Source organism: Candidatus Erwinia haradaeae (assembly GCF_900699015.1).
In the GTDB taxonomy this organism is placed as follows: domain Bacteria; phylum Pseudomonadota; class Gammaproteobacteria; order Enterobacterales; family Enterobacteriaceae; genus Erwinia_E; species Erwinia_E haradaeae_E.
The window spans coordinates 50,970-74,235 of record NZ_LR217737.1 but is presented as its reverse complement, the minus strand read 5'-3'; the positions used below and the strand labels follow the sequence as shown (position 1 = coordinate 74,235).

Annotated in this window: 13 protein-coding genes; 11 read left to right on the top strand and 2 right to left on the bottom strand. The window is 30.7% G+C overall.

Annotated elements, in window-relative coordinates; translation table 11 throughout:
• Positions 1-21 precede the first annotated feature (21 nt).
• Together ERCIPICE3303_RS00225 and dut are read left to right on the top strand one after the other, a co-directional pair.
• A complete protein-coding gene (locus ERCIPICE3303_RS00225; RefSeq protein ID WP_157990764.1) occupies positions 22-2,877 on the top strand; it encodes a valine--tRNA ligase in 2,856 nt (951 codons plus the stop codon).
• A gap of 297 nt (positions 2,878-3,174) precedes the next feature.
• Positions 3,175-3,630, top strand: a complete 456-nt coding sequence (dut, locus tag ERCIPICE3303_RS00220) for a dUTP diphosphatase (protein ID WP_198411031.1) — start codon at positions 3,175-3,177, stop codon at positions 3,628-3,630.
• Between the two features lie 692 nt (positions 3,631-4,322).
• Here the strand turns inward: dut and ERCIPICE3303_RS00215 are convergent.
• Entirely contained in the window at positions 4,323-6,044 is a 1,722-nt protein-coding gene (locus ERCIPICE3303_RS00215; protein ID WP_157991266.1) for a potassium/proton antiporter, read from the bottom strand.
• A gap of 1,029 nt (positions 6,045-7,073) precedes the next feature.
• Between ERCIPICE3303_RS00215 and ERCIPICE3303_RS00210 the strand changes: the two genes are divergently transcribed.
• The 4 genes from ERCIPICE3303_RS00210 (at position 7,074) to ERCIPICE3303_RS00195 (ending at position 13,770) form a co-directional block, all read left to right on the top strand.
• Positions 7,074-8,090, top strand: coding sequence for an AI-2E family transporter (locus tag ERCIPICE3303_RS00210; protein WP_157990762.1), 1,017 nt, complete (start codon positions 7,074-7,076; stop codon positions 8,088-8,090).
• 291 nt (positions 8,091-8,381) lie between these two features.
• On the top strand, positions 8,382-9,383 hold the full coding sequence (locus tag ERCIPICE3303_RS00205; protein WP_157990761.1) for a zinc-binding alcohol dehydrogenase family protein: 1,002 nt from the start codon (positions 8,382-8,384) through the stop codon (positions 9,381-9,383).
• Positions 9,384-10,252: 869 nt separating this feature from the next.
• A complete protein-coding gene (sbcB, locus tag ERCIPICE3303_RS00200) occupies positions 10,253-11,689 on the top strand; it encodes an exodeoxyribonuclease I (RefSeq protein WP_157990760.1) in 1,437 nt (478 codons plus the stop codon).
• Positions 11,690-12,453: 764 nt separating this feature from the next.
• Positions 12,454-13,770 (top strand): basic amino acid/polyamine antiporter, encoded by a 1,317-nt coding sequence (locus ERCIPICE3303_RS00195; RefSeq protein WP_157990759.1) that lies wholly within the window; start codon positions 12,454-12,456, stop codon positions 13,768-13,770.
• Positions 13,771-15,312: 1,542 nt separating this feature from the next.
• On the opposite strand, the gene prmB is transcribed toward ERCIPICE3303_RS00195, so the two are convergent.
• Entirely contained in the window at positions 15,313-16,245 is a 933-nt protein-coding gene (gene prmB / locus ERCIPICE3303_RS00190; protein WP_157990758.1) for a 50S ribosomal protein L3 N(5)-glutamine methyltransferase, read from the bottom strand.
• Between the two features lie 1,657 nt (positions 16,246-17,902).
• Between prmB and rsxA the strand changes: the two genes are divergently transcribed.
• The 5 genes from rsxA (at position 17,903) to rsxG (ending at position 22,591) form a co-directional block, all read left to right on the top strand.
• Entirely contained in the window at positions 17,903-18,484 is a 582-nt protein-coding gene (gene rsxA, locus ERCIPICE3303_RS00185) for an electron transport complex subunit RsxA (protein ID WP_157990757.1), read from the top strand.
• Positions 18,484-19,008 (top strand): electron transport complex subunit RsxB, encoded by a 525-nt coding sequence (rsxB, locus tag ERCIPICE3303_RS00180; RefSeq protein WP_157991265.1) that lies wholly within the window; start codon positions 18,484-18,486, stop codon positions 19,006-19,008. The genes rsxA and rsxB overlap by 1 nt, the downstream gene beginning before the upstream one ends.
• Before the next feature lie 39 nt (positions 19,009-19,047).
• On the top strand, positions 19,048-20,472 hold the full coding sequence (gene rsxC / locus ERCIPICE3303_RS00175) for an electron transport complex subunit RsxC (RefSeq protein ID WP_157990756.1): 1,425 nt from the start codon (positions 19,048-19,050) through the stop codon (positions 20,470-20,472).
• Positions 20,473-20,886: 414 nt separating this feature from the next.
• Entirely contained in the window at positions 20,887-21,954 is a 1,068-nt protein-coding gene (rsxD, locus tag ERCIPICE3303_RS00170; protein ID WP_157990755.1) for an electron transport complex subunit RsxD, read from the top strand.
• Positions 21,955-21,958: 4 nt separating this feature from the next.
• Positions 21,959-22,591 carry an electron transport complex subunit RsxG gene (rsxG, locus tag ERCIPICE3303_RS00165; protein ID WP_157990754.1) on the top strand — a complete coding sequence of 211 codons (633 nt, stop codon included), beginning with the start codon at positions 21,959-21,961 and terminating at the stop codon, positions 22,589-22,591.
• Positions 22,592-23,266: the final 675 nt, after the last annotated feature.

Sequence of the window (23,266 nt, the reverse complement as noted above, 5' to 3'; positions counted from 1 at the left end):
CAACTTTCGCCAAATAAAAAAATGGACAAAACATATAACCCAAAAGACATTGAACAACCTATATACGAGTTTTGGGAAAAAAATGGCTATTTTAAACCACACGGCGATGTTTCCAAAGAAAACTTCTGTATTATAATGCCACCACCAAATATTACTGGTATCTTACATATGGGGCATGCATTCCAACAAACCATTATGGATATAATGATCCGATATCAGCGAATGCAAGGGAAAAATACACTTTGGCAAACAGGGACCGATCATGCAGGGATAGCTACACAAGTAATAGTTAGCAAGATGCTTTCAGAAAAAGAAGGAAAAAATTTTCAAGAATATGGACGCAATGCCTTTGTTCAAAAGATCTGGGAATGGAAAAAACAATCTGGTTCTGATATATCTAAACAAATGCGCCGATTAGGTAACTCTGTTGATTGGGAACGCGAACGTTTTACTATGGATAAAGACTCGTCAGATGCTGTAAAAGAAGTCTTCGTCCGTCTATACAAAGACAAACTTATTTATCGTGGTAAACGCTTAGTTAACTGGGATACAAAATTACATACCGCTATTTCTGATTTAGAAGTAGACAGTATAGAACAAAACAGCTTTATATGGTATATCCGCTATATGTTGTCAGATAACATTAAAACCAATGATGGGAAAGAGTACATAACTATTGCGACTACACGACCAGAAACAATACTAGGCGACACAGCAGTAGCTGTACACCCTACAGATAGACGCTATCAAGATCTAATCGGTAAATCGATTATGGTACCCCTTATTAACCGTCGGATTCCAATCATTGCCGATGAGCACGCAAATAAAGAAAAAGGAACTGGTTGCGTTAAAATTACCCCAGGCCATGATTTCAATGACTATATGGTTGGCTGTCGCCATCAATTACCAATGATTAATATCTTAACATACGATGGAAAAATTCGTGACTACGCCACAGTATTTGACACTAAAGGAAAAAAATCTGATATTTACGATCCTGCACTTCCATTGGAATTTCATGGACTAGAATGCACATCTGCTCGAAAAGCCATTATTCAATCTCTAGATAGACTCGGCTTAGTAGATCAAATCAAACCACATCATCTTATGATACCACATAGCGAACGCAGCGGTGTAGTCATTGAACCCATGCTTACTGATCAATGGTATCTACATACAGCACCACTAGCTAAAGTAGCAGTGGAAGCTGTTCAAAACGGTACCATCCAATTCATTCCCAAACAATATGAGAACATGTATTTCTCTTGGATGAGAAATATTGAAGACTGGTGTATATCACGGCAATTATGGTGGGGACATCAAATTCCAGCATGGCATGATAGATATGGTAATTACTACGTGGCCCGTAGTGAAGAAGAGGCTCGAAAAGAAAATAATCTTAGCATGGACATAATCCTCACGCAAGAAGAAGACGTATTAGATACTTGGTTTTCCTCTAGTCTCTGGACCTTTACTAGCTTGGGATGGCCTATTTCTATCAAAACTCTTCAAACATTTCATCCAACTAGCATACTGGTAAGCGGATTCGATATTATATTTTTCTGGATTGCTAGAATGATCATGCTAACAATGCATTGTATTAAAGACGCTAATGGTACACCGCAAGTACCGTTTAAAACTATTTATATCACAGGTCTAGTACGTGATGAAAATGGTAAAAAAATGTCTAAATCAAAAGGAAATGTTATTGATCCACTAGAGATGATTGATGGGATTTCTTTAAACGATATGTTAAAAAAACGCACAAACAAGATATGGAAACCAGAGATAGCAGAAAAGATTCATGCAATAACTAAACAAAATTTTCCATATGGCATAAAACCATATGGCGCGGATGCATTACGATTTACGTTAGCAGCATTAACCTCTACTGGACGTGATATTCACTGGGACATGAAGCGACTAGAAGGTTACCGACACTTCTGTAATAAACTCTGGAATGGTAGTCGATTTGTTTTAATGAATACAGAACAACATGATTGTGGATTTAATAATAAGGAAATAATACTATCAATTCCAGATCGTTGGATTCTTAGTCAATTTAATAACACAATACAAGCTTATCATACTGCAATGGATAGTTATCGTTTTGATTTAATTACAAACCTATTACATAAATTCATATGGCATCAATTTTGCGACTGGTATTTAGAATTTACTAAAATAATCCTGCGTGATGGTTCTGAAACCCAATTGCGAGGAACCCGTAATACACTAGTCTACATACTAGAAGCCTTACTGCGCTTAGCCCATCCGATCATTCCATTTATAACTGAAACTATCTGGCAAAGAATCAAAGTCATCCAAAACATTCACGATACTACTATTATGCTACAACCAATACCCCAGTTCTCTACCAGATTCATAGACGAGATAGTAATAAAAGATATTGAATGGGTTAAAGAAGCTATTATGGCGATCCGAGATATGCGGAATACAATCAGTCTGCCTCCAAATCAACCACTTCATCTTCTTATTCGTAGCAAAAATAAAGATGTTCTGCGTCGTGTAAATCAAAATTTTAAACTACTGAAAACCCTATCACATCTAGATGAACTCACTGTTGTGCAAGAAGGTGAAGAAACCACATCAAACTTTAGTAAATTCATCCATGACGCTGAGCTACTCATACTCAAAAAGCATACTCAAGATAACTCTATTGAAATAGACCGCCTAAAAAAAGACATTATAAAGATAGAGATAACCATAAAAAAAATGAACGCTAAACTAACTAATAAAGGATTTATAACTCATGCTCCTTCCTCAATTATATCACAAGAACGTCAGCGATTACGAGAATTTGAAATAGAAAAAGATCGACTAATTAAAAAACAAATTATGATGATATCATCATAAAACAGCTCTCTAATCTATTATTCTTATTTAACTTTCTCTATTAATAATACTAAATAATTATATGAAATTTAACATAAAAACATGCATTCTTTTTTAATTATACTGCAAGCTAATCAATATTTATCCAAATACGGAACATAAACTTATATTGATATATATGATTTGATAAAATCACCAATTAAATCATAGAATATTTTTCTAGAATTAGATTCTAGAGTCATTTGAGAAAATAAACGATATAATAAACATATATAGCGTATAATAAATCCTTTATCATAAAGACATTGCCGGAAAAAGATCATGGAAAAAATAGATATTAAAATTTTAAATTCACAAATAGGTCTGAAGTTTTCTATTCCAACTTATGCTACTACTGGTTCAGCTGGTCTAGATCTAATTGCATGCATTGATAATGCAATCATATTAGAGACTGGTAGCACTCACTTAATTCCAACAGGTATAGCTATTCACATTTCCAATCCTCATCTAGCGGCAATTATCTTACCAAGATCTGGACTTGGTCATACTTATGGTGTTGTACTAGGTAATTTAGTGGGGTTAATTGACTCTGATTATCAAGGAGAACTGATGGTATCACTATGGAATCGAGGGTTACAACCTTTTACAATCCAACCTGGAGATCGTATTGCACAAATGGTATTTCTACCTATCGTTCAAGTAACATTAAATCTAGTTCAAAATTTCCAAGAAAGCAATCGTGGCACAGGTAGTTTTGGTCACTCTGGTCGTTAACCGTCATATTTAATAAGTTATAAACCTGTCATGCTTCTCAAATACTTACAAGTTAATTCAAAAAGTTATACATTAATAAAATTAATCTATTGGATAACATAAAAAAGTGTTTAATATAAGATATGTAATATTCTTATAATACTACTCAATAATTTATAAAAAACATAAATATTTTTGCCACTCTACAATGAAATTTCTCTTACTATCCTCATCTATCTTAATATGTTTGTTGTATTGAAGTACGCAATCGATTAGAATATATAATTATATAAAATAAAACTAAGATAATTAACATCTATCTATTCATGAATAATCCATACAATCTATCAGTCCATTCTACTGCTAATTTTAATAATATTTGAGAATGTATAGCATCAACATATTGCCTCTTATTTCATTATGAAATTTCTAGCCAACACAACAAAAAGAGCTTCAAAAGACGAAAAAGAATCACATATGATAGATTTGTATAATCTCATTTTATATATCATATATTCAAATTAGTGATTCAAAATTTAAATAAAATCACACTTAGTAAATAAAAAATTGTTATTAGTGTCTATGCTAGAATACATAAAATGCAAGATTTAAATATCTACTCTTATTTTCTCTAAAAACTTAAAAAAATCAACATCTGAATTTTAACTGTATAAAAAGAATTATAACAAACCGTGAAAATCTAGTAAAATTAATTACTCTGCCTGAACTCTAACACCAATCTTAATAATTTCATTATCTGATTTTTCTGCTACTGTCCAGATCATATCTTTCCACTCAATTTGATCTCCTACAACAGGAACTGCACTAATCAAGCTAGTTATCATATTACCAAGTGTTTGTTCTCTATCCATATCTTTATCTAATATTATACCATAAATTTTTGCAACATCCTCTAACCGAGCATTCGCCTCTAGAATAAAATCACCAAAAAACCTCTGATCTAATGATACAGGAGGCGATTGACTAAATAACTTACCTAATGCTGCAAGATCACATTCACGACCAATAACACATAGTATATCATTTTCTTTCAGACATGTACTACCAGAAGGATGAAGCAAACGATTGTTACGAAAAAGAGCCGAAATTCGTGTATCATGAGGCATATATAAATTACGTAAAGAAACACCAATACACCAATTATCCGAACTAATTTGATATATTAGCTGTTCCCATGGGCTCTCAGGATGAATATCTAACCCTACCCTAGAAATAGGAGACGATAGTGGTGGTACTATAACCCGTGCTCTACGAGCAGCCCAGCTTAATGATGTACCCTGAATCATGAGTGAAACAAGAACAACAAAAAAAGCAATATTAAAAAATAATGTTGCCTGAGGCAACTCGGCCATCATGGGAAAAACCGCAAGAATAATCGGTAATGCGCCTCTGAGTCCAACCCAGCTAATAAACACTCTCTCACGGATATTAAAACCATGAAAAGGTAGTAAACAAAAAAGAATAGAGATAGGTCGAGCAAACAAAATTAGATTAATAGATAATAGTGTAGCAGGTATAGCAATACGCCAAAGATCACGGGGATTTACTAACAAACCTAATACAAGAAACATACCAATTTGACTTAACCAAGCCATACCATCAAAAACCTGAAGTATGCCATGACGATTACGAATCGGACGATTTCCAAGGATAAAACCGCACAAATAAACTGCCAGAATACCGCTACCTTCTAAAGTAGTAGTAAGTGAGAAAACAAAAATTCCACTACTTACCGCCAGTAATGGATAAAGACCACTTGCCAATGAGACTCTATTAATCATCTGAACTAAAGCCCATCCACCACCTAATCCAAAAAGAATACCTAACCCAAATTGCTGAATAAGATGAAACATAAAAATCCAATTCAGTCCAGTTTCCCCTTTCTGCAGCATCTCAATAAGAGTAATCGTTAAGAAAACAGCCATAGGATCATTACTGCCTGATTCAATCTCTAATGTAGAACTAACTCTTTCATTCAGACCTTTGCCACCTAAAAGTGAAAAAACTGCTGCAGCATCCGTAGACCCAATAATAGAACCAACTAAAAAACCATTGAGCAAATTTAGACCAAAGAGCCATGAAGCAGCGATACCAGTTAATCCTGCAGTAATCAAAACACCAACAGTTGATAATGACAACGCTGGACCTAAAGCTACCCGAAAAGAACTAGCCTGTGTACGCATACCACCATCTAACAAAATAACAGCTAAAGCAAGATTACTAATAAGGTAAGCAGCTGGGTAATTATCAAATGCAATCCCTCCAATACCATCTGTTCCAGCCAGCATACCAATAGCAAGAAAAATCACAAGAATAGGAATACCAAGCCTTGATGATAATGAGCTTAGTAAAATGCTTGTAGCGACCAATACTGAACCTATAATGAAAAGACTGTAAATCGCTCTGGATTCCAATAGATACATCTCCAGTAAAAAACTAATAGTAATTTAATGTTTTTAATATTTTTAACATATAAATGTTCTTATACCTTTTCATTTAGAATCAATAAAAACATCAAAACAAGAAAATAAGTATAAATAACCTTTATGAATAAAAATATTAGATAATTCTTCTACTAACAAAATAAATGATCTAAACGAGTTCTAGGACATAAACATGAAAAACTTGCTATTTTATAGAAAACAAAACCCAATTACATCGAAAATAACAACTAATAGTCAATCTTTGTTGGTAGAAAATATTGAAATAATTATTTGTGTACTGAAAGGCCTGCATTCAAATACTTTGACATCATGATTGTTAACAAACCATGCACGATGAGCATTTAAAAAATTATCCATTAAATAAAGAAAATTTAATAATAATATATGATATTTTTAATAATTTTCAAAAATATAAAAATCTTAACAAGCATCCTATTCTTAATCTCTTTATCTTAAAAATAATTAAAAAATAAATATAATGATAATTATAGCACGCCATATAAAAGAGATTTAAATGATAATCAACCTTGTTGATATCAAATCAATAATTAAGAACTTATTTAACTATCAATTATTCTTATATTATAAGTTGACCCATACAGGAAATACTCCATTCTAACTATATTATTTAATACACAGCTAACTAGTAAAATATTGATACTTATATGATTAATCTTATAGCTTCTCTAACTCAGATATATAATTCTTATACAAAAATAATGTCATCTAAATATTATGAAGAATCTATATAAAAATATAATTAAAATAGATCAAAAAATACCAAACATCTTAGTTAAAAAATAATTCAAATAGTATAGTAATACTAGAATCGCTTTTGTTGTAGAATAATGTTAAAAGCTCTTTCTATCTGAAAACTGATTATTATATGTATTGCTACAATCAATATCTGTTTCATACATAATCAGATTCACATCTTTCATAAAAAAGACACAACGTACACTGTTGACCAAGGATGTCTCTTTCAGGCAGGATTAATTAATGGAACTCAAGTGCTTAGATTATTTTATACTTTGTCAAATCACTAGCTTTATTCTAGTACTGACCGCATTATTTGCTATCTTTCCATTACATTTACTGCCCTGCTTCTTGTCTGGTTTTATTGTATATGAAACTATTCTTGTGCTAACTCCTCTAATCGAGCGATTAGTACAAGGCCGAATTGCTAGATGGATCAGTATTATGTTTTTAAGCATGTTAGTAATATTAACATTAGTAATAGGGATTACTAAACTTATTACCTTTCTGTTACACGACTTCCAAAATCTTGCTACGTTTCATGTTACTGCCAACAAACTACTAGAAGATGCACAGCATACACTTTCTCCTGTTATAGCAAAATATCTTCCTTTAGATACTAATGATCTACAAAACCAAATTACATCGTGGTTGCACACCCATCTAATTATGCAAACTTTTGGTAAAAATGCAGCACATATTATTGCCACTATGTTCATAGGAATGGTACTAGGAGCCATCATTTCTCTACGTCATGACAATATTCACCGTCCTTATGCACCACTAAGTTCTGCTATACTAAATAGATTACGAATCTTAACAAAAGCATTCCATACTGTAATCTTCGCGCAAATTAAAGTATCATTAGTTAATACGGTATTAACAGGAATCTTTCTTTTTGGGGTTCTTCCTCTATTCTTACTACATTTCCCATTTGCCAAAACTATTATAGTATTAACTTTTTTCTCTGGACTATTACCAATAATTGGAAATTTAATCTCTAACACTGCAATTGTTCTAATTGGGCTTTCTATATCTCTAGAAGCTGGAATCATTTCCCTTACCTACCTTATACTAATTCATAAGTTAGAATACTTTATTAATGCACAAATCTTTAGCAGTCGTATTGACGCTCAAACTTGGGAAATTCTACTTGCAATGCTTATTCTTGAATCTACTTTTGGTATGTCTGGTGTAATAGCAGCGCCCATTTACTACGCTTATCTGAAAGCTGAACTACGTAATAGTCATTTAATATAAAAATGTGTGCTATATCTAAAATATAATTTAGCTGTCCTAATAGGACTTCGGTGCTCTATTCTTTTCCATTAATCTATAAAAACATCTCCAAAAACATATTTATAAAATCCTTATCAGCATCTAATAAAACTGTGATTTATCTTTGTGTTAGACTATTGCATTACCTGAATATAGTCATCACACATCAGATTATTCAAAATTTTAAAATATTTTACATAAGCATTCAATATTGTGATAAGATCTCAATCTTTATGTAAATAATCCCTATATTTAACATGTATTATTCCAATAATGAAACACAAAGCCATTGCCATTAACCCAATATGTTCAAATCAATTTATTGAAATACCGCAAGCTAAACTCTATCCTAATCCATATGATCTTTTAGTGAAAGTTAAAGCTATCTCTATTAATCCAATTGATATTAAGATTTTTAAAGAAGCTCAACAAACAAATCTTGAAGATCCACGTATACTTGGTTGGGATGCAAGTGGTATCGTCCTAGATACAGGTAGTCAGGTAAAAAATTTTAAAAAAGGAGATCATGTATTCTATGCTGGTGACTTAAAACGACCTGGAAGTAATGCAACATTTCAATTAGTCGATGCACGTATTAGCGGGTATAAACCGAAAATACTAAACTGGGAAGAAGCAGCCGCAATCCCTTTAACAGCCTTAACAGCATGGGAGGGCTTATTTGATCGCTTACATATTCATCATAGTGATCAAACTAAAATCTTACTTATTATTGGTGGAGCAGGCGGAGTAGGATCACTAGCTATCCCATTAGCTAAACTATATAGCAAAGTAAAAATAATTGCCACTTCTTCACGTGCAGATTCAATGGAATGGTGTTTTCACCGCGGAGCAGATTTGGTGATTAATTACAACAATATATCTACGGCACTTCAAAAACATGGACTTAAATACGTAGATTACATTTTTTGCCTAAACGATATCGATGTTCACTGGCCTGCAATCAGTGAGATCATTGCTCCTCAAGGTCACATATGTACTATTGTGTCAAACAAAAATCCACTCGATCTAAGAGTGATTAAAACAAAAAGCGTAGCGCTACATTTTGAATTTATCTATACTCGAAGCCTGTTTTCTACTCCAGATCTCTCCTGTCAAGGGGACATTCTTAATACTATATCACAAAGTGTAGATGAAAAAAAACTTACCTCTGCACTAAAGAAAACTCTACATGGATTCAGTATAAAAAACCTCTTAAAAGCACATAAATTAATAAAAGACGGTCATATGATTGGAAAAGTAGGAATAGTTTTCTAAAAATCAGTCCTACAATACAAATTAGAACCAATTCATCCAAAACTACGAAATTTTCAGTGCAATCATATATTTTCTAGAATCTACTCAATAAGTGATTACTGATTCTTCTTTAAAGCACATAATTTCTATAACAAATCAGATCTAATAAATAGAATCTTTCCAATAACTCTATCCTATATTCATTCATCAACCTGAATTAACTCATCTCTATTAACAAAGAAATATATTGTTTAAACCAAATATGACTGATCTTTATTCATAAACGAATAAAAAGTCATGCATTATCCAAATCATTAACTCACATAAAAACTACTCTGAAAAAGATTATTAACTCTTACTATCATAGATATATGATAAGATCAAAATAATAGATGAATAAAATATTCAATTTTGTTATATTTTCTCATCTGATTATCATGAAAATTTTACTGATCTATATCACTGAGTAACGAATTTAGAAAGACCTAGATTATAACTAATCTTAAAAAAGAGAATCCATTACATAATAGAGATATCATGATCAGAAGCGTATAACTTGATATAGAATAAAACTAATGAAATAAATATCAGGATTACATTCTGTCGTGCTGCAACAGAATTATACTTCGTTCTAGAAAATCTGTTCATTTGTATAAAGTCAAATTCATCTTAACATGTTATAAAAGTAACTCTACCTATTTTGAGTAATGAGTAAAACTATATTAACTAGTCATATTAAAATCAAGATTTCATATAAGAAACCCATTTATTTCACCTAATGATTTTTAAAAAAATCAAGTGATAATTGTTATCTATTCTGTATAACTTTAACAAAGTGATAATTACATCTAATTATAGATCAATCTATTCTTAACCATAACTTTTATGATATGAAAACAACACCAATAGAACCAACACTACTATTTTATGACTATGAGACTTTTGGAAAAAATCCATCACTGGATCGACCAGCACAGTTTGCTGCTATTCGTACTGATATAAATTTCAACCCCATTGAAGAACCAAAAATTATATACTGTCAGCCTTCACTAGATTACCTACCACAACCAGAAGCTGTACTTATTACAGGAATCACACCGCAAATTGCGTACGATAGAGGTATTAATGAATCAGAATTTAGCAAACAGATTTATAAAATCTTTAACGTTCCGAATACTTGCATAATAGGTTATAATAACTTGCGTTTTGATGACGAGATTAGCCGAAATCTCTTCTATCGTAATTTTTATGATCCTTACTCTTGGAGTTGGAAAAACAAAAACAGCAGATGGGATTTACTAAATGTAATAAGAACATGCTATGCTTTACGACCAAAAGGAATAAAATGGCCTATAGATTTAGATGGATTTCCTAGCTTCCGACTAGCAGCGCTTACTCAAGAAAATGGAATTGCACATAATCATATTCATGATGCTAAAGATGATGTCTATGCTACAATCGAGCTAGCTAAACTCATCAAAAAAAAACAACCAAACCTTTACCATTTTCTATATCACCACCGAAATAAAAATCAACTTAACAAATTAATTAATCTACGAGAAATGAAAATTATAGTACATGTTTCAAACACATTCGGTAGAAAACGTAAGTATACTAGCTTAATTTCTCCACTAGACTGGCATCCCAAGAACAAAAATACATTGATAACCTGCGATCTAGACAGCAATATTGCTCCCTTATTTAAAATGAACTATCATGAATTGCGTGCACAACTATATGGACATGATAAAAACTATCTTGAAATCGTTCCAATCCCACTGAAACTTATCCATCTTAATAGATGCCCGATAATTACACCAGCCAACACGTTACGACCAGTAGACTCTACACGTCTTAACATTAATACCGAACATTGTGTAAACAACTTTAAAAAATTACAGAAATACCCTCAAATACGTAAAAAAATCATTGAGCTCTACTCAGAACAACCACCATTTCAACCACTAGATGATGTTGATGCACAACTTTATCAAGGTTTTTTTAACCCTATTGATCAATTATCTATCCAAATTATACGCAAAACTCACCCCACAAAACTATCTACCCTAAATCTATCATTTCATGATAGACGACTTTCAAAACTATTGTTTCGTTTTCGTGCACGTAATTTTCCATCCACTCTGGATGCTATAGAAAAACAAATGTGGCTTAAACATCGTCGCACCATACTTAATCAAAAATATTTTAATCAATACATAGAAAATATATATTCTCTATTAGAGCTATATAAATTTAATCAAGATAAAAAAACAACCCTAGAAGATCTTTTGTCCTATACGAAGGAGCTTCAAGCACATACACACTAATACTATATTTAAAAATTATCAATACTATGAATAACATACATTTTACTATAAGCGATCTATCTATAGTAATAAAAAAGAGAAAATTAATAGAAAAAATCAATATATAAAATCAACTGTAATTAATAATACTATCTCATGAAATCTAACTTCTCTTCTATAAAAATCTACTTATAAATAATAAAGTAGGAGATAATGAAGATGATTTGATTAGTCATAATATTCTTTTACTGTTAATTTACAAATTAATATTATATCGATTGTCCGTTCTAATGGTTAAAGGTACCCAGTATGCTGCAAGCATGATAATTTGTCATTCCACAATCAAATAAAGATAGAACCAAATTAAAAAATTTTTCAAACTTTTAAGAAAACCTGTCACATTAGTATTTTCTATAAAGAATAATATTGACTCTTTAATAAAAAAAACAAGATAATTAACAAGTTATAGAAAATATAATTGAAGAAAGAAATTAAGGAAATTTATATACATTATGACCATACCATATAAACTAAACTGAATTTTAGTGAGTAGACTAACAAAACAATTTAATTGTTTAAACTATAAAATCACAATTACATCTAAAGATTTCAATATCTATTATTCTATCACTGTTTCTCTGTTCAAAAAAGAAAATTGCTCCAAATCAACATACTACTTTAATGATAAATTAATCTTAAAGTAAAATTAATGCTAAACTATTAGTATCATCCATTAATTATATTAAAATTTTCACATTAACTAGTACTTTATATCTGAGGTATTTTTGGATAAAAAATTAGGATTGAGTGCTCTTACTGCACTGGTTTTAAGTTCAATGCTAGGCGCCGGTATTTTTAATTTACCACAAAATATGGCAGCCGTCGCCAGTCCAGCTGCACTTCTAATAGCCTGGACTATCACTGGAATAGGAATTATTCTTTTAGCATTAACATTAATCCTTCTAAGAAAATTAGAGCCTCACCTAGATGGTGGAATTTTTATTTACGCTCAAGTAGGTTTTGGGAATTTAGTTGGTTTTTGCTCCGCCTGGGGATATTGGCTATCTGCTATTATTGCGAATGTAGCTTATCTAGTTATTATTTTTTCTTCTATAAGCATGTTTAGTGATTCTACAGACTATGTTATCTTTGGAGATGGTAATACCTTCTATTCTCTCTTTGCATCCTCTGTATTATTATGGCTAATTCACGCATTAATTATACAAGGGGTAAAAACTGCAGCAAATGTTAATCTTATAGCCACAATTGGAAAACTTCTACCTCTAGGGTTATTTATTTTACTAGCTAGCATCAATTTTAAGTATTCTTGCTTTCAATTAGATTTTATCGGTCATGCATTAGAAAAACCAATTTGGCAGCAAGTAAAAGATGCTATGCTGATCACTCTGTGGGTATTTATTGGAATTGAAGGTGCAGTAGTGATGTCACAGAGAGCACGAAATCAAAATGATATTGGCTCCGCTACATTACTAGCAGTTCTAGCCGCATTAGGTATTTATATGATGGTGACACTTGAATCTTTAGGTGTTATATCACGCACAGAGCTATCGGTTATGCATAATCCATCTATGGCTGGATTAATGAATCACTTGATGGGTATCTGGGGCACTATTATTATAGTAGTCGGCCTAATTCTTTCAGTATGTGGAGCATATCTAAGCTGGACTATTATGGCAGCAGAAGTTCCTCTTATTGCTGCAATTAACAAAAGTTTTCTTATGCCAAGTCTAAGTCTTCGGAACTCTTATGGAGCGCCAACTGTCTCTCTTTATCTTACTAATAGCTTTGTACAAATTGGGTTGATTCTCATTTACCTCACTAATTGTGACTACAATATTCTCCTTACTATTGCATCAGAAATGATATTATTACCTTATTTACTTGTAACAATGTATCTTTTTAAAATAGCTCTAAGATTAAAGAAATTAGGAATTGCTATAATAGCAACTAGTGCAAGTTTTTATGAAATTTGGTTATTATATGCATCAGGACTCACCAATCTTCTTTGGTCGATATTACTATACATACCAGGTATACTAGTTTTTTGCTATAATTACTGGAAAAAAAACCATAAAATATAGCCTTTTCATTCAAAATAATAAATTAAAAAAATTTTCTAACTATTCAGATCTTGAGAGTTAATAAATCATCCTTCTATAATAAATATCTACAATTACTTATACTCTTATTACAGAAATTAATAATAATTATTGAATGATAAATGATAATTTATACACTAAAGAGTTTTAGAAAAGTTAAATTTATTAATTATTAAATTTCTTTTAGAATCTTATTACATAAATAAATTATAATAATAATTATAGAACTAACATAATATTTTATAAATCACAGTTTGTTTTCAGAATTAATCACTAAAATTAATAGAAATAACTTTGTCTATTTTAAAGTTTATGATATTTATAGTGTCCATCCTTATTTTGAATTTATTATACAAATAATGATGTTACTCATGTTATAGTATCACCTAATAAGTAAACTTATAGCCTTATCTATAAAATTGTAAATAATAAAATATTAATATTATACAAATAAATATAATATAAAAATTATTAATTAAATTTACTACTTTTAAGGTATTAAGTTTCTCTATTTAATATATAGATCAATATCACTTAAGAAAATTTAGATACCAATATATAAATATCGTGTACTATAGAACATATATCTTCTAATATTGGAGACTTATTATGATAGTATATACTGAATTTCTCCTCTTGCATGCAACATATGATATGATTGAGATTTTATCCTCCCGTTCACAAGAACTCTAGTCTCTCTTACATTTCAAACTAAATCCTATCGAGCCAATTTAGTAACTATAAGAAGTCAATACCCCTTCTTTATTCAGTATTGCTTATATAAAGCAGCTTCATATTTTTACCACTTCTTATCTAACATAATAGACCTATCTCTAACCTATCTTGACTAGTTAATACTGTTAGTTGATACTATTAACTATGAAGATCATATAAAAATAACAATAATGCAGATTACATATCATTCCCATATAAAATACAACACTAATATTTATTGATCAATAACAATAACGTAATCTAATATTATAAATCTATAAAACATATTTGATGTATTAAAAATATTATTTATTCCTATTTAAATATATATTTAGCTTAGTTTATTTATAAAAACTTTATAATATAAATTGTTATCAAATATTGATATATATGATTCTTTAATTGTATTAAATTTAATATTATTTAATAATTACTAATTATTTAGTAACTAAAAATATAAATAACTAAAATACTTTACTAATCTTGAGTGATGAGAGACTATTGATATGTAGTAACCATTATAATGTATAATAATGGTTTTCATAATAAGATATACTTAGTGACAGCATAACCTCTTTAATTTTATCCTATTATTATTATGTCTTGGAGACTATTCTTCATACCAATGTCTTTATTAAGAAACAATCTTTTTCACCTTTATTCAGAATATTATATTCTAATCTTCATGTTAAAAGAAATAAAAAAATAAGTGTATCTAAAATAGAGTTATAGTTGTAATCAACAACTTGAAATTTATAATTAATGAAGATAATATATAAACATTTTAATAATTCATATTATAAAGAATTATTAAACGTTAAATATTGGATATAAATTAATCATATCAATAATCTGTTCTTTAGTCATCATGAATACGCCATCCCCACCCTGATCAAACTCTATCCATGTAAACGGTATATCTGGAAACTGTGTAATTAAATCCGACATACTATTTCCTACTTCACAAATAAAAATTCCATGAAATGCTAAGTAATCTTTCAGACTTCCTAATATACGAAGTACTAATGTCAAACTATTATCTCCAGTAATTAGACCTAATCTAGGTTCATGTAGATATTCATGCGGTAACGATTTAAGATCTTTTACATTAACATACGGTGGATTCGCGATAATTAAATCATAATGTTTATGAGGCATATTAGAAAACAAATCCGATAATATTGGCGTAACATTCTTCTTTACTCCATGCCTGCAAATATTTTTTTTAGTAATAGCTAACGCATCCTCTGAAATATCTACAGCATCAATCTTAGATTCAGGAAAAACTAAAGAGCAAGAAATAGCTATACAACCACTACCCGTACACATATCAAGAATCTTTTGAGGTTTATCAGAAATAAGACCAGCAAACTCCTGACTAATCAACTCTCCAATAGGAGATCGCGGTATGACAACACGCTTATCAACATAAAACTCTTGACCACAAAACCAAGACTTATTAGTAAGATAAGAAACAGGAATACGTTCATTAATTCGACGCTGAATCAGCTTAATCACACGCTTTCGTTCGCTATAAGTAAGCCGTCCACTACACATATCTCGCTGACTATCTATCGGTAAATAAAGTGCAGGAAACACCAGTTGCACTGCCTCATCCCAAGCATTATCTGTTCCATGACCATACCAAAGATTAGCAGCTGAAAAACAAGTGACTGACCAACGAAGTAAATCATGGATAGTCTTAAGATCTTGAGCCGCTTCATTGAAAAAAACTTGCTCCATGTTTCCCTCCTAGTTTCATTCTATTAAGCCTGAAATTTCTTTAATAACAATCAATTTACAATAGACATGCCTCTATATTTAGATACAATAAAATAATATAGTTTAACATTAACAACTAATTCATTTATAGTAATTAATACATATGGTTACATTATAAAAATAAAATGCCGCACGTAAATTAACGATAATTTATTCATATCTATAATCTTTTATATATTATATCATCCACACTATAGAAAAATTAAGAACAGACACTTAATACAACATAATACAAACAAACTTTCTAATATAATTCTGGTTTATATACAAATAAAATATTTAAATATACATTAAAATCTTCAGATCAGTAAATCTATCCACGTACAATTACAGAAAGGATCCATGAAAGAACCTAGAATAAAATAAACTATGATAATAGAGCGATCTTAATATACTTCATCTCTAATTAGTTTTATCTCCATTAGTAATGAAATATCTTATTCTTGGATAAGAATAAATCTGTTAATATACTCTCTTTTCAAGACAATTTAATGTATTAATTACCTTCGAGATCTATCTGCTAATAAGATATATAACATATAAGATTGAAAGTATTCCATCTACTTATATAATAGAAAAAGATAATCGAAATACAACTCAATTCTATAAAACGAGTTTTCCTTTATGATCGCTATTATTTCATTTTCATACTGATCTTTATGTTTCCAAGATAAGTAAAGAAACAAAAAAAAATCATAAGACCTTTAAATTCAATAAAAATAGAAATTTTAAAAGAGTAGATAAAAAATAAAAATCTATTTATTTTAATCCAACATCAATATAATTTATATTCAGGCATAACACTTGTTGCATATATTCACCTTCATATATATGATATAAAATAAAATCATTACAAGCTTCATCACTAAAACCTATACGTCACTTATAATCCATGCTACAAAGAGATAAAAGATCTCACAACATAAATAGTTAGATTTTAGCTTTATCTACAATAAAAATTAGATTCTAAAATAGAAGTATTGCTTTTCTCTTATCTCTCAGAAATAGAACACTTACTATCAATACCAGCTATTTAATTTTATTAATTCACATTAGAATATTAACTAGGTATCATATAAAGTAATATCTAGATATTATGATCTATAGATTAATAATCAAATAACCACTTGAATTTAAAATTTTATTTATTTACTTTAAGCATTAGAAATATTGCCTATTTGTTTTTCTGAGATAGTAAGCTACTAAACAATGAAAGAAGATAAACTAACTTAAACCCATTATAACAATGCTGTAATCCCGTATTTATTTATGACATTCATTGAAAATAACAAAGCATCATCGAATGATATAGGGCACTATTAATGATGTATAACTAATATAGATCTATCATTCAAGTACCCAATACAATCAGTAAGGCAAAAGACAATATAACACAAAACTTTATCTTATCTTTGATAGAATCAAACTCCATCTTTCTATCACAGAACTAATAATATATCTTGTTATATCTGATATAATACAGAAGCCTTAATTATTAATCACATTTAACATTAACAACCATTACAATTCTCATTGTAAGAATATAAAATTATTCAGTTATAGAGAACACAACTTGTATCTAGAAATAGCACACGTTCCTGCTATATCGAGGTGTCACATGACCAAATACTTGCTTCTTTTTATTAGCACAGTGTTAATGAATAATTTTGTATTAGTAAAATTTCTTGGACTCTGCCCATTTATGGGAGTTTCTAAAAAATTAGAATCTGCGATTGGAATGGGACTAGCTACTACATTTGTCATTACAATTTCTTCAATTCTTTCTTGGCTAGTTAATCATATAATTTTAATACCACTAAATCTACACTATTTGCGTACAATAACATACATTCTAATTATTGCTAGTGTTGTACAATTTACCGAGATGCTTGTTCACAAAACCAGCCCTACCCTCTACCGAGTTCTTGGTATTTTTCTTCCACTAATTACAACTAACTGCTCTGTGCTAGGCGTTCCACTATTAAGTATGAATTTCCATCATGGTTTTATGGAATCAACTATCTATGGATTCAGTGCATCTATTAGTTTCTTGCTGATCATAGTCTTATTTTCTAGTATAAGAGAGCATATAATATGTTCAGATATTCCAGAACCATTTAAGGGTTCATCTATTACACTTATCACTGCTGGTTTAATGTCAATGGCATTTATGGGATTCAGTGGTCTAGTAAAATCATGATTCATATTATATGTATAGCCATAGGAGTGCTCAGCACATTAAGTCTAATATGTGGCGGTCTACTTGGATACGCATCCAAGCGTTGTCTAGTAGAAAAAGATCCTATTATCAATGATATTGACACCTTGCTCCCACAAAGTCAATGTGGACAATGTGGTTATCCTGGCTGTCTCCCTTATGCGAATGCTATTAGTGTTCATAATGAACATATAAATAAATGCGTACCAGGCGGTACTGAAACCATGCTACAAATAGCAGAAATACTGAATATTGAACCAGAACCTATAGAAGATAGCATCACAAAACAATATCAACATAGTATTGCATGGATTAATGAGAACAACTGTATTGGTTGTACTAAATGTATGCAGGTCTGTCCAGTAGACGCTATTATTGGGTCAAAGCGAGTAATACATACAGTCTTTAGTGATATCTGTACTGGCTGTAAGATATGCATCTCTCATTGTCCGACTCATTGTATTGAGATGCGCCCACTTACTACTAAACCTCATTATTGGCAATAAAATATCTCTTGTCTCAACAAAGTTTCTTCGGTAAAAGCAATGTGGAATATATTTAAAAAAGTTAAAAAAAATAAAATATGGGATTTTCCAGGTGGAATTCATCCATTAGAAATGAAAGATCAATCTAATAACATACCTCTTCGGCAAGTCCCATTGCCAAAACAATTTATTTTACCACTGAGACAACATCGTGGTCCCGAAGGTGAAATTAATATTCAACCTGGAGATATTGTATTACGAGGCCAACCCTTAACAATCGGCGATACTCAAGCTTTACCAATACATTCTCCAACATCTGGAACTATTATTAAAATACAAACACATTTGACAGCCTTCCCGTCTCCTCGATCAGAAATATGTGTATTTATTGAACCAGATGGGCAAGACCGCTGGTGCAGAATATATCCACTTAATCAATATCAAAACTTTAAACGAGAAGAAATAATACAATTCCTATATCAAGCAGGCATAGCTGGACTTGGAGGCGCTGGCTTTCCAACAGACAAAAAAATACGACATAATATCAAAAACATTCATACGTTAATTATTAACGCTGCAGAATGTGAACCATATATTACTTCTGATGACCGATTAATGCAAGAACACGCCTCAGAAATCTTAGAGGGTATTCGTGTACTAGCATGGATTCTAATTGCAAAACAAGTTCTAATAGGCATTGAAGATAATAAATTAAAATCTATTGTTTCTCTGCAAAATGCGATGAAAAATAATACTGATATAAAGATCTGTGTTATACCAACTAAATATCCATCGGGTTCCGCTAAACAACTAACAAAAATTCTAACCGGAAAAGAACTACCTAATACAAGTCATACTTCTGATATTGGTATTTTAGTGCAAAATGTTAGTACTGTTTTTGCAATAAAACGCGCTATAATTAATGGAGAGCCTCTCACTGAACGTGTAGTAACGCTTACAGGAGAATCTCTTACCAATCCAGGCAATCTCTGGGCACGACTTGGCACACCAATTAGTCATCTTCTAAAACAAACTGGATTTACTCCTGAAGATCAACAGATCATAGTTATAGGCGGACCACTTATGGGTTTTACCATAGCGGTTGACACTGTTCCAATAGTTAAGACAATTAATTGTATTTTTACCCCCTCTTCCAGAGAAGGTGTTAAAAAAAAGATAGAACAAAACTGTATTCGTTGTGGAATTTGCGCTAATGTCTGTCCGGCGTTGTTGCTTCCACAACAACTATACTGGTTTAGCAGAGGAAACGAGCACGAGAAAACCAACCAATATAATATTAACGAATGCATTGAATGCGGTGCCTGTGATTACGTATGCCCTAGCAACATTCCATTAGTACGATATTTTCGCCAGGAAAAAGAAGCGATTCAATTAAATAACTTAGAAAAACAACAATCCTCTCTCTCTAAAATCCGTTTTGAAGCTCGGCTAGCGAGACTCAAAAAAAGAAAAGATAAAATTTAGAAGATTTTACATAGAATAGTATATGTTAAAAACTAATTAATTCTACCTATATAAAACAGAAACCGAAGTACTACAAATCAATCAGGAAAATCAATACAACACAAAACGATATAAACTATAGCATGATCACTAAATAACAACCCATTAAATAATTTACCGTGATTATCTAATCTGGTATTCCTGTTAGATAAAAATAAAAAATAACAATATTAGAAATCAAAAATACAGAAACCAAGACGTGACCTCTAACTTATTAAAAAAATAAATATACAAACTTAAACTATAAAAATTGATAAGAAATAGAATGATATTCTTTTATTCATGTGTAGATAAATACATCGAAAACTAACCGTTTATTTTTTTTAGAAATCGTAAAAATATTGATATTAAACATCCTTTAGGACACCAACTGACATGGGTTTTCATATTGTTAGCTCCCCTTATATACATAACGACAACAGAACTAACCGTATAATGCTACTTGTCTTGCTTGCTGCACTACCTGGAATTATTGCACAGATTTACTTCTTCGGTTGGGGTACTCTGATACAAATATTGATTGCTAGTTCCGTTGCTCTTATAACGGAATCATTTATTCTTTACCTTCGTAAATATCCAGTATATGAGACACTAAAAGACTATTCAGCGATCTTAACTGCCTTACTACTTGGTGCTAGTATTCCTTCTCTAGCACCATGGTGGGTCATAAGTATTGGTACACTTGGTGCCATAATAATTGCAAAACATCTCTATGGTGGCTTGGGACAAAATCCATTTAATCCCGCTATGATCGGCTATGTAATGCTTCTTATCTCATTTCCAATACAGATGACCAATTGGCTACCTTTGAATAATTTAGACCATATCAAACCTACTTTTATTGAAAGCCTAGATGTCATTTTTCATCCTAATTCTCTTGATCAATTAATCACTATGCCACAATTTCAGCCAAAAATTGATGGCTTTAGCCAAGCAACACCATTAGATAACTTTAAAACTAATCGCCACTTCCTTCCTATACAAAAACAGATTGCAACACAATCGATTCATAAAAATAGAATATCGATCAATTTAGAGTCAGGATGGATAAATATTAGTTTCCTATTTGGAGGTCTCTTCTTATTAATAACACGTACAATTTATTGGCATATCCCACTAGGATTTATTGGATCACTCACTCTTTTTTCTACATTAGGACACCTGTATGACCCAGAAATGTTACTTCCACCAATGATACATCTATTCTCTGGTGCTACAATGTTAGGTGCATTCTTTATTGCCACAGATCCAGTTACTGCTTCTACTACTAATTATGGTCGCCTAATATACGCTATATTAATTGGTCTAATCACATGGCTTATTCGGAGTTATGGAGGATATCCAGATGGGATAGCTTTTGCAGTATTATTAGCAAATATTTGCGTACCTTTGCTTGATTATTACACCAAACCTCATACCTTCGGATACTCTCAAAGGAAGTAAAATTATGCTAGATGCTATACGAAAAAACAGCTTAACATTAGCAATTTTTACTGCAATCACTACAGGCATTACAGCCATGATTCATGGTCTCACTTCTCCTATCATTCATCATCAATCTATGCTAAAAAAACAAGAACTTTTAGATCAAATTATACCACCTCAATTATATAATAATCATCTACAAAACACCTGTTATTTTGTATCCAATCCAGCCTTAGGAAATAATGAATCGCACCATCTATATTTAGCGCGTATGAATTCAATACCCGTTGCTGTAGCAATTGAAACTACTGCTCCAAACGGTTACTCAGGCAATATTCAGATGATTATAGGAGCTAGTTTTGATGGCATCATATATGGAACTCGTGTTATAGAGCACCACGAAACTCCAGGACTAGGAGATAAAATTGAATTACGTCTTTCTAATTGGATTACCAGTTTTAATGGCAAAAAGATTATCAATCACAAAGACAATTCGTTTGCAATAAAAAAAGACGGAGGAGATTTTGATCAATTTACTGGGGCTACAATTACCCCTCGTGCAGTCGTGAATACAGTTAAAAGAACAGTTATTTATATTAAGAGTTTACCTAATCAACTAAATTCACTGCCAATCTGTCAAGAACAAAACCAGTAAAGAGATACTACTTGACCTATGTTACATATTCTTATTGATACATATAAATTCTACTTATTCTTTTCAGTCTATAAAGACTACTAAAAACATAGATTTTCATGAAGCTAATGAAGAAATCACTTTATTCTTGCACAAATTGATAACATAGAATTAAGATTCTAAGTAAATATAAGAATTTACTGATATCTAGTATATTTTACTTTAATAAATATTAAAAATATTAAATTATTATAAATTTGAGATACACGCCCTATGACAATTTAATCATTCAATTATAGACTGAATATGTAAGTTATATGTAATACAATACGATTGTTATCGATATAAAAATCATTTTATAAAACTAATCCATGGTAATATTATTATATAAACTAATCTATCTAACTATCCTAAATATTAAAGCATAATACTTGAATCTTATGAATTAAGAACCCCATTTTACGCATTAAATATAACAATATTTATACATTTTCAATCTGTTAAGAAAACACATATAAAAATGTTTATTAAAAAATAATTTTATATATTCACTCTAGTATAAGTATTTCCCATATATTAAAGTTTTTATTAACATAAACATAGATAAAATCTGGATAATTTACCATAAAAATAATACTTACAGTCCATAGTAGAACTAATAATGGAGAACAATCATAGTTATTGTAATTAACTGAA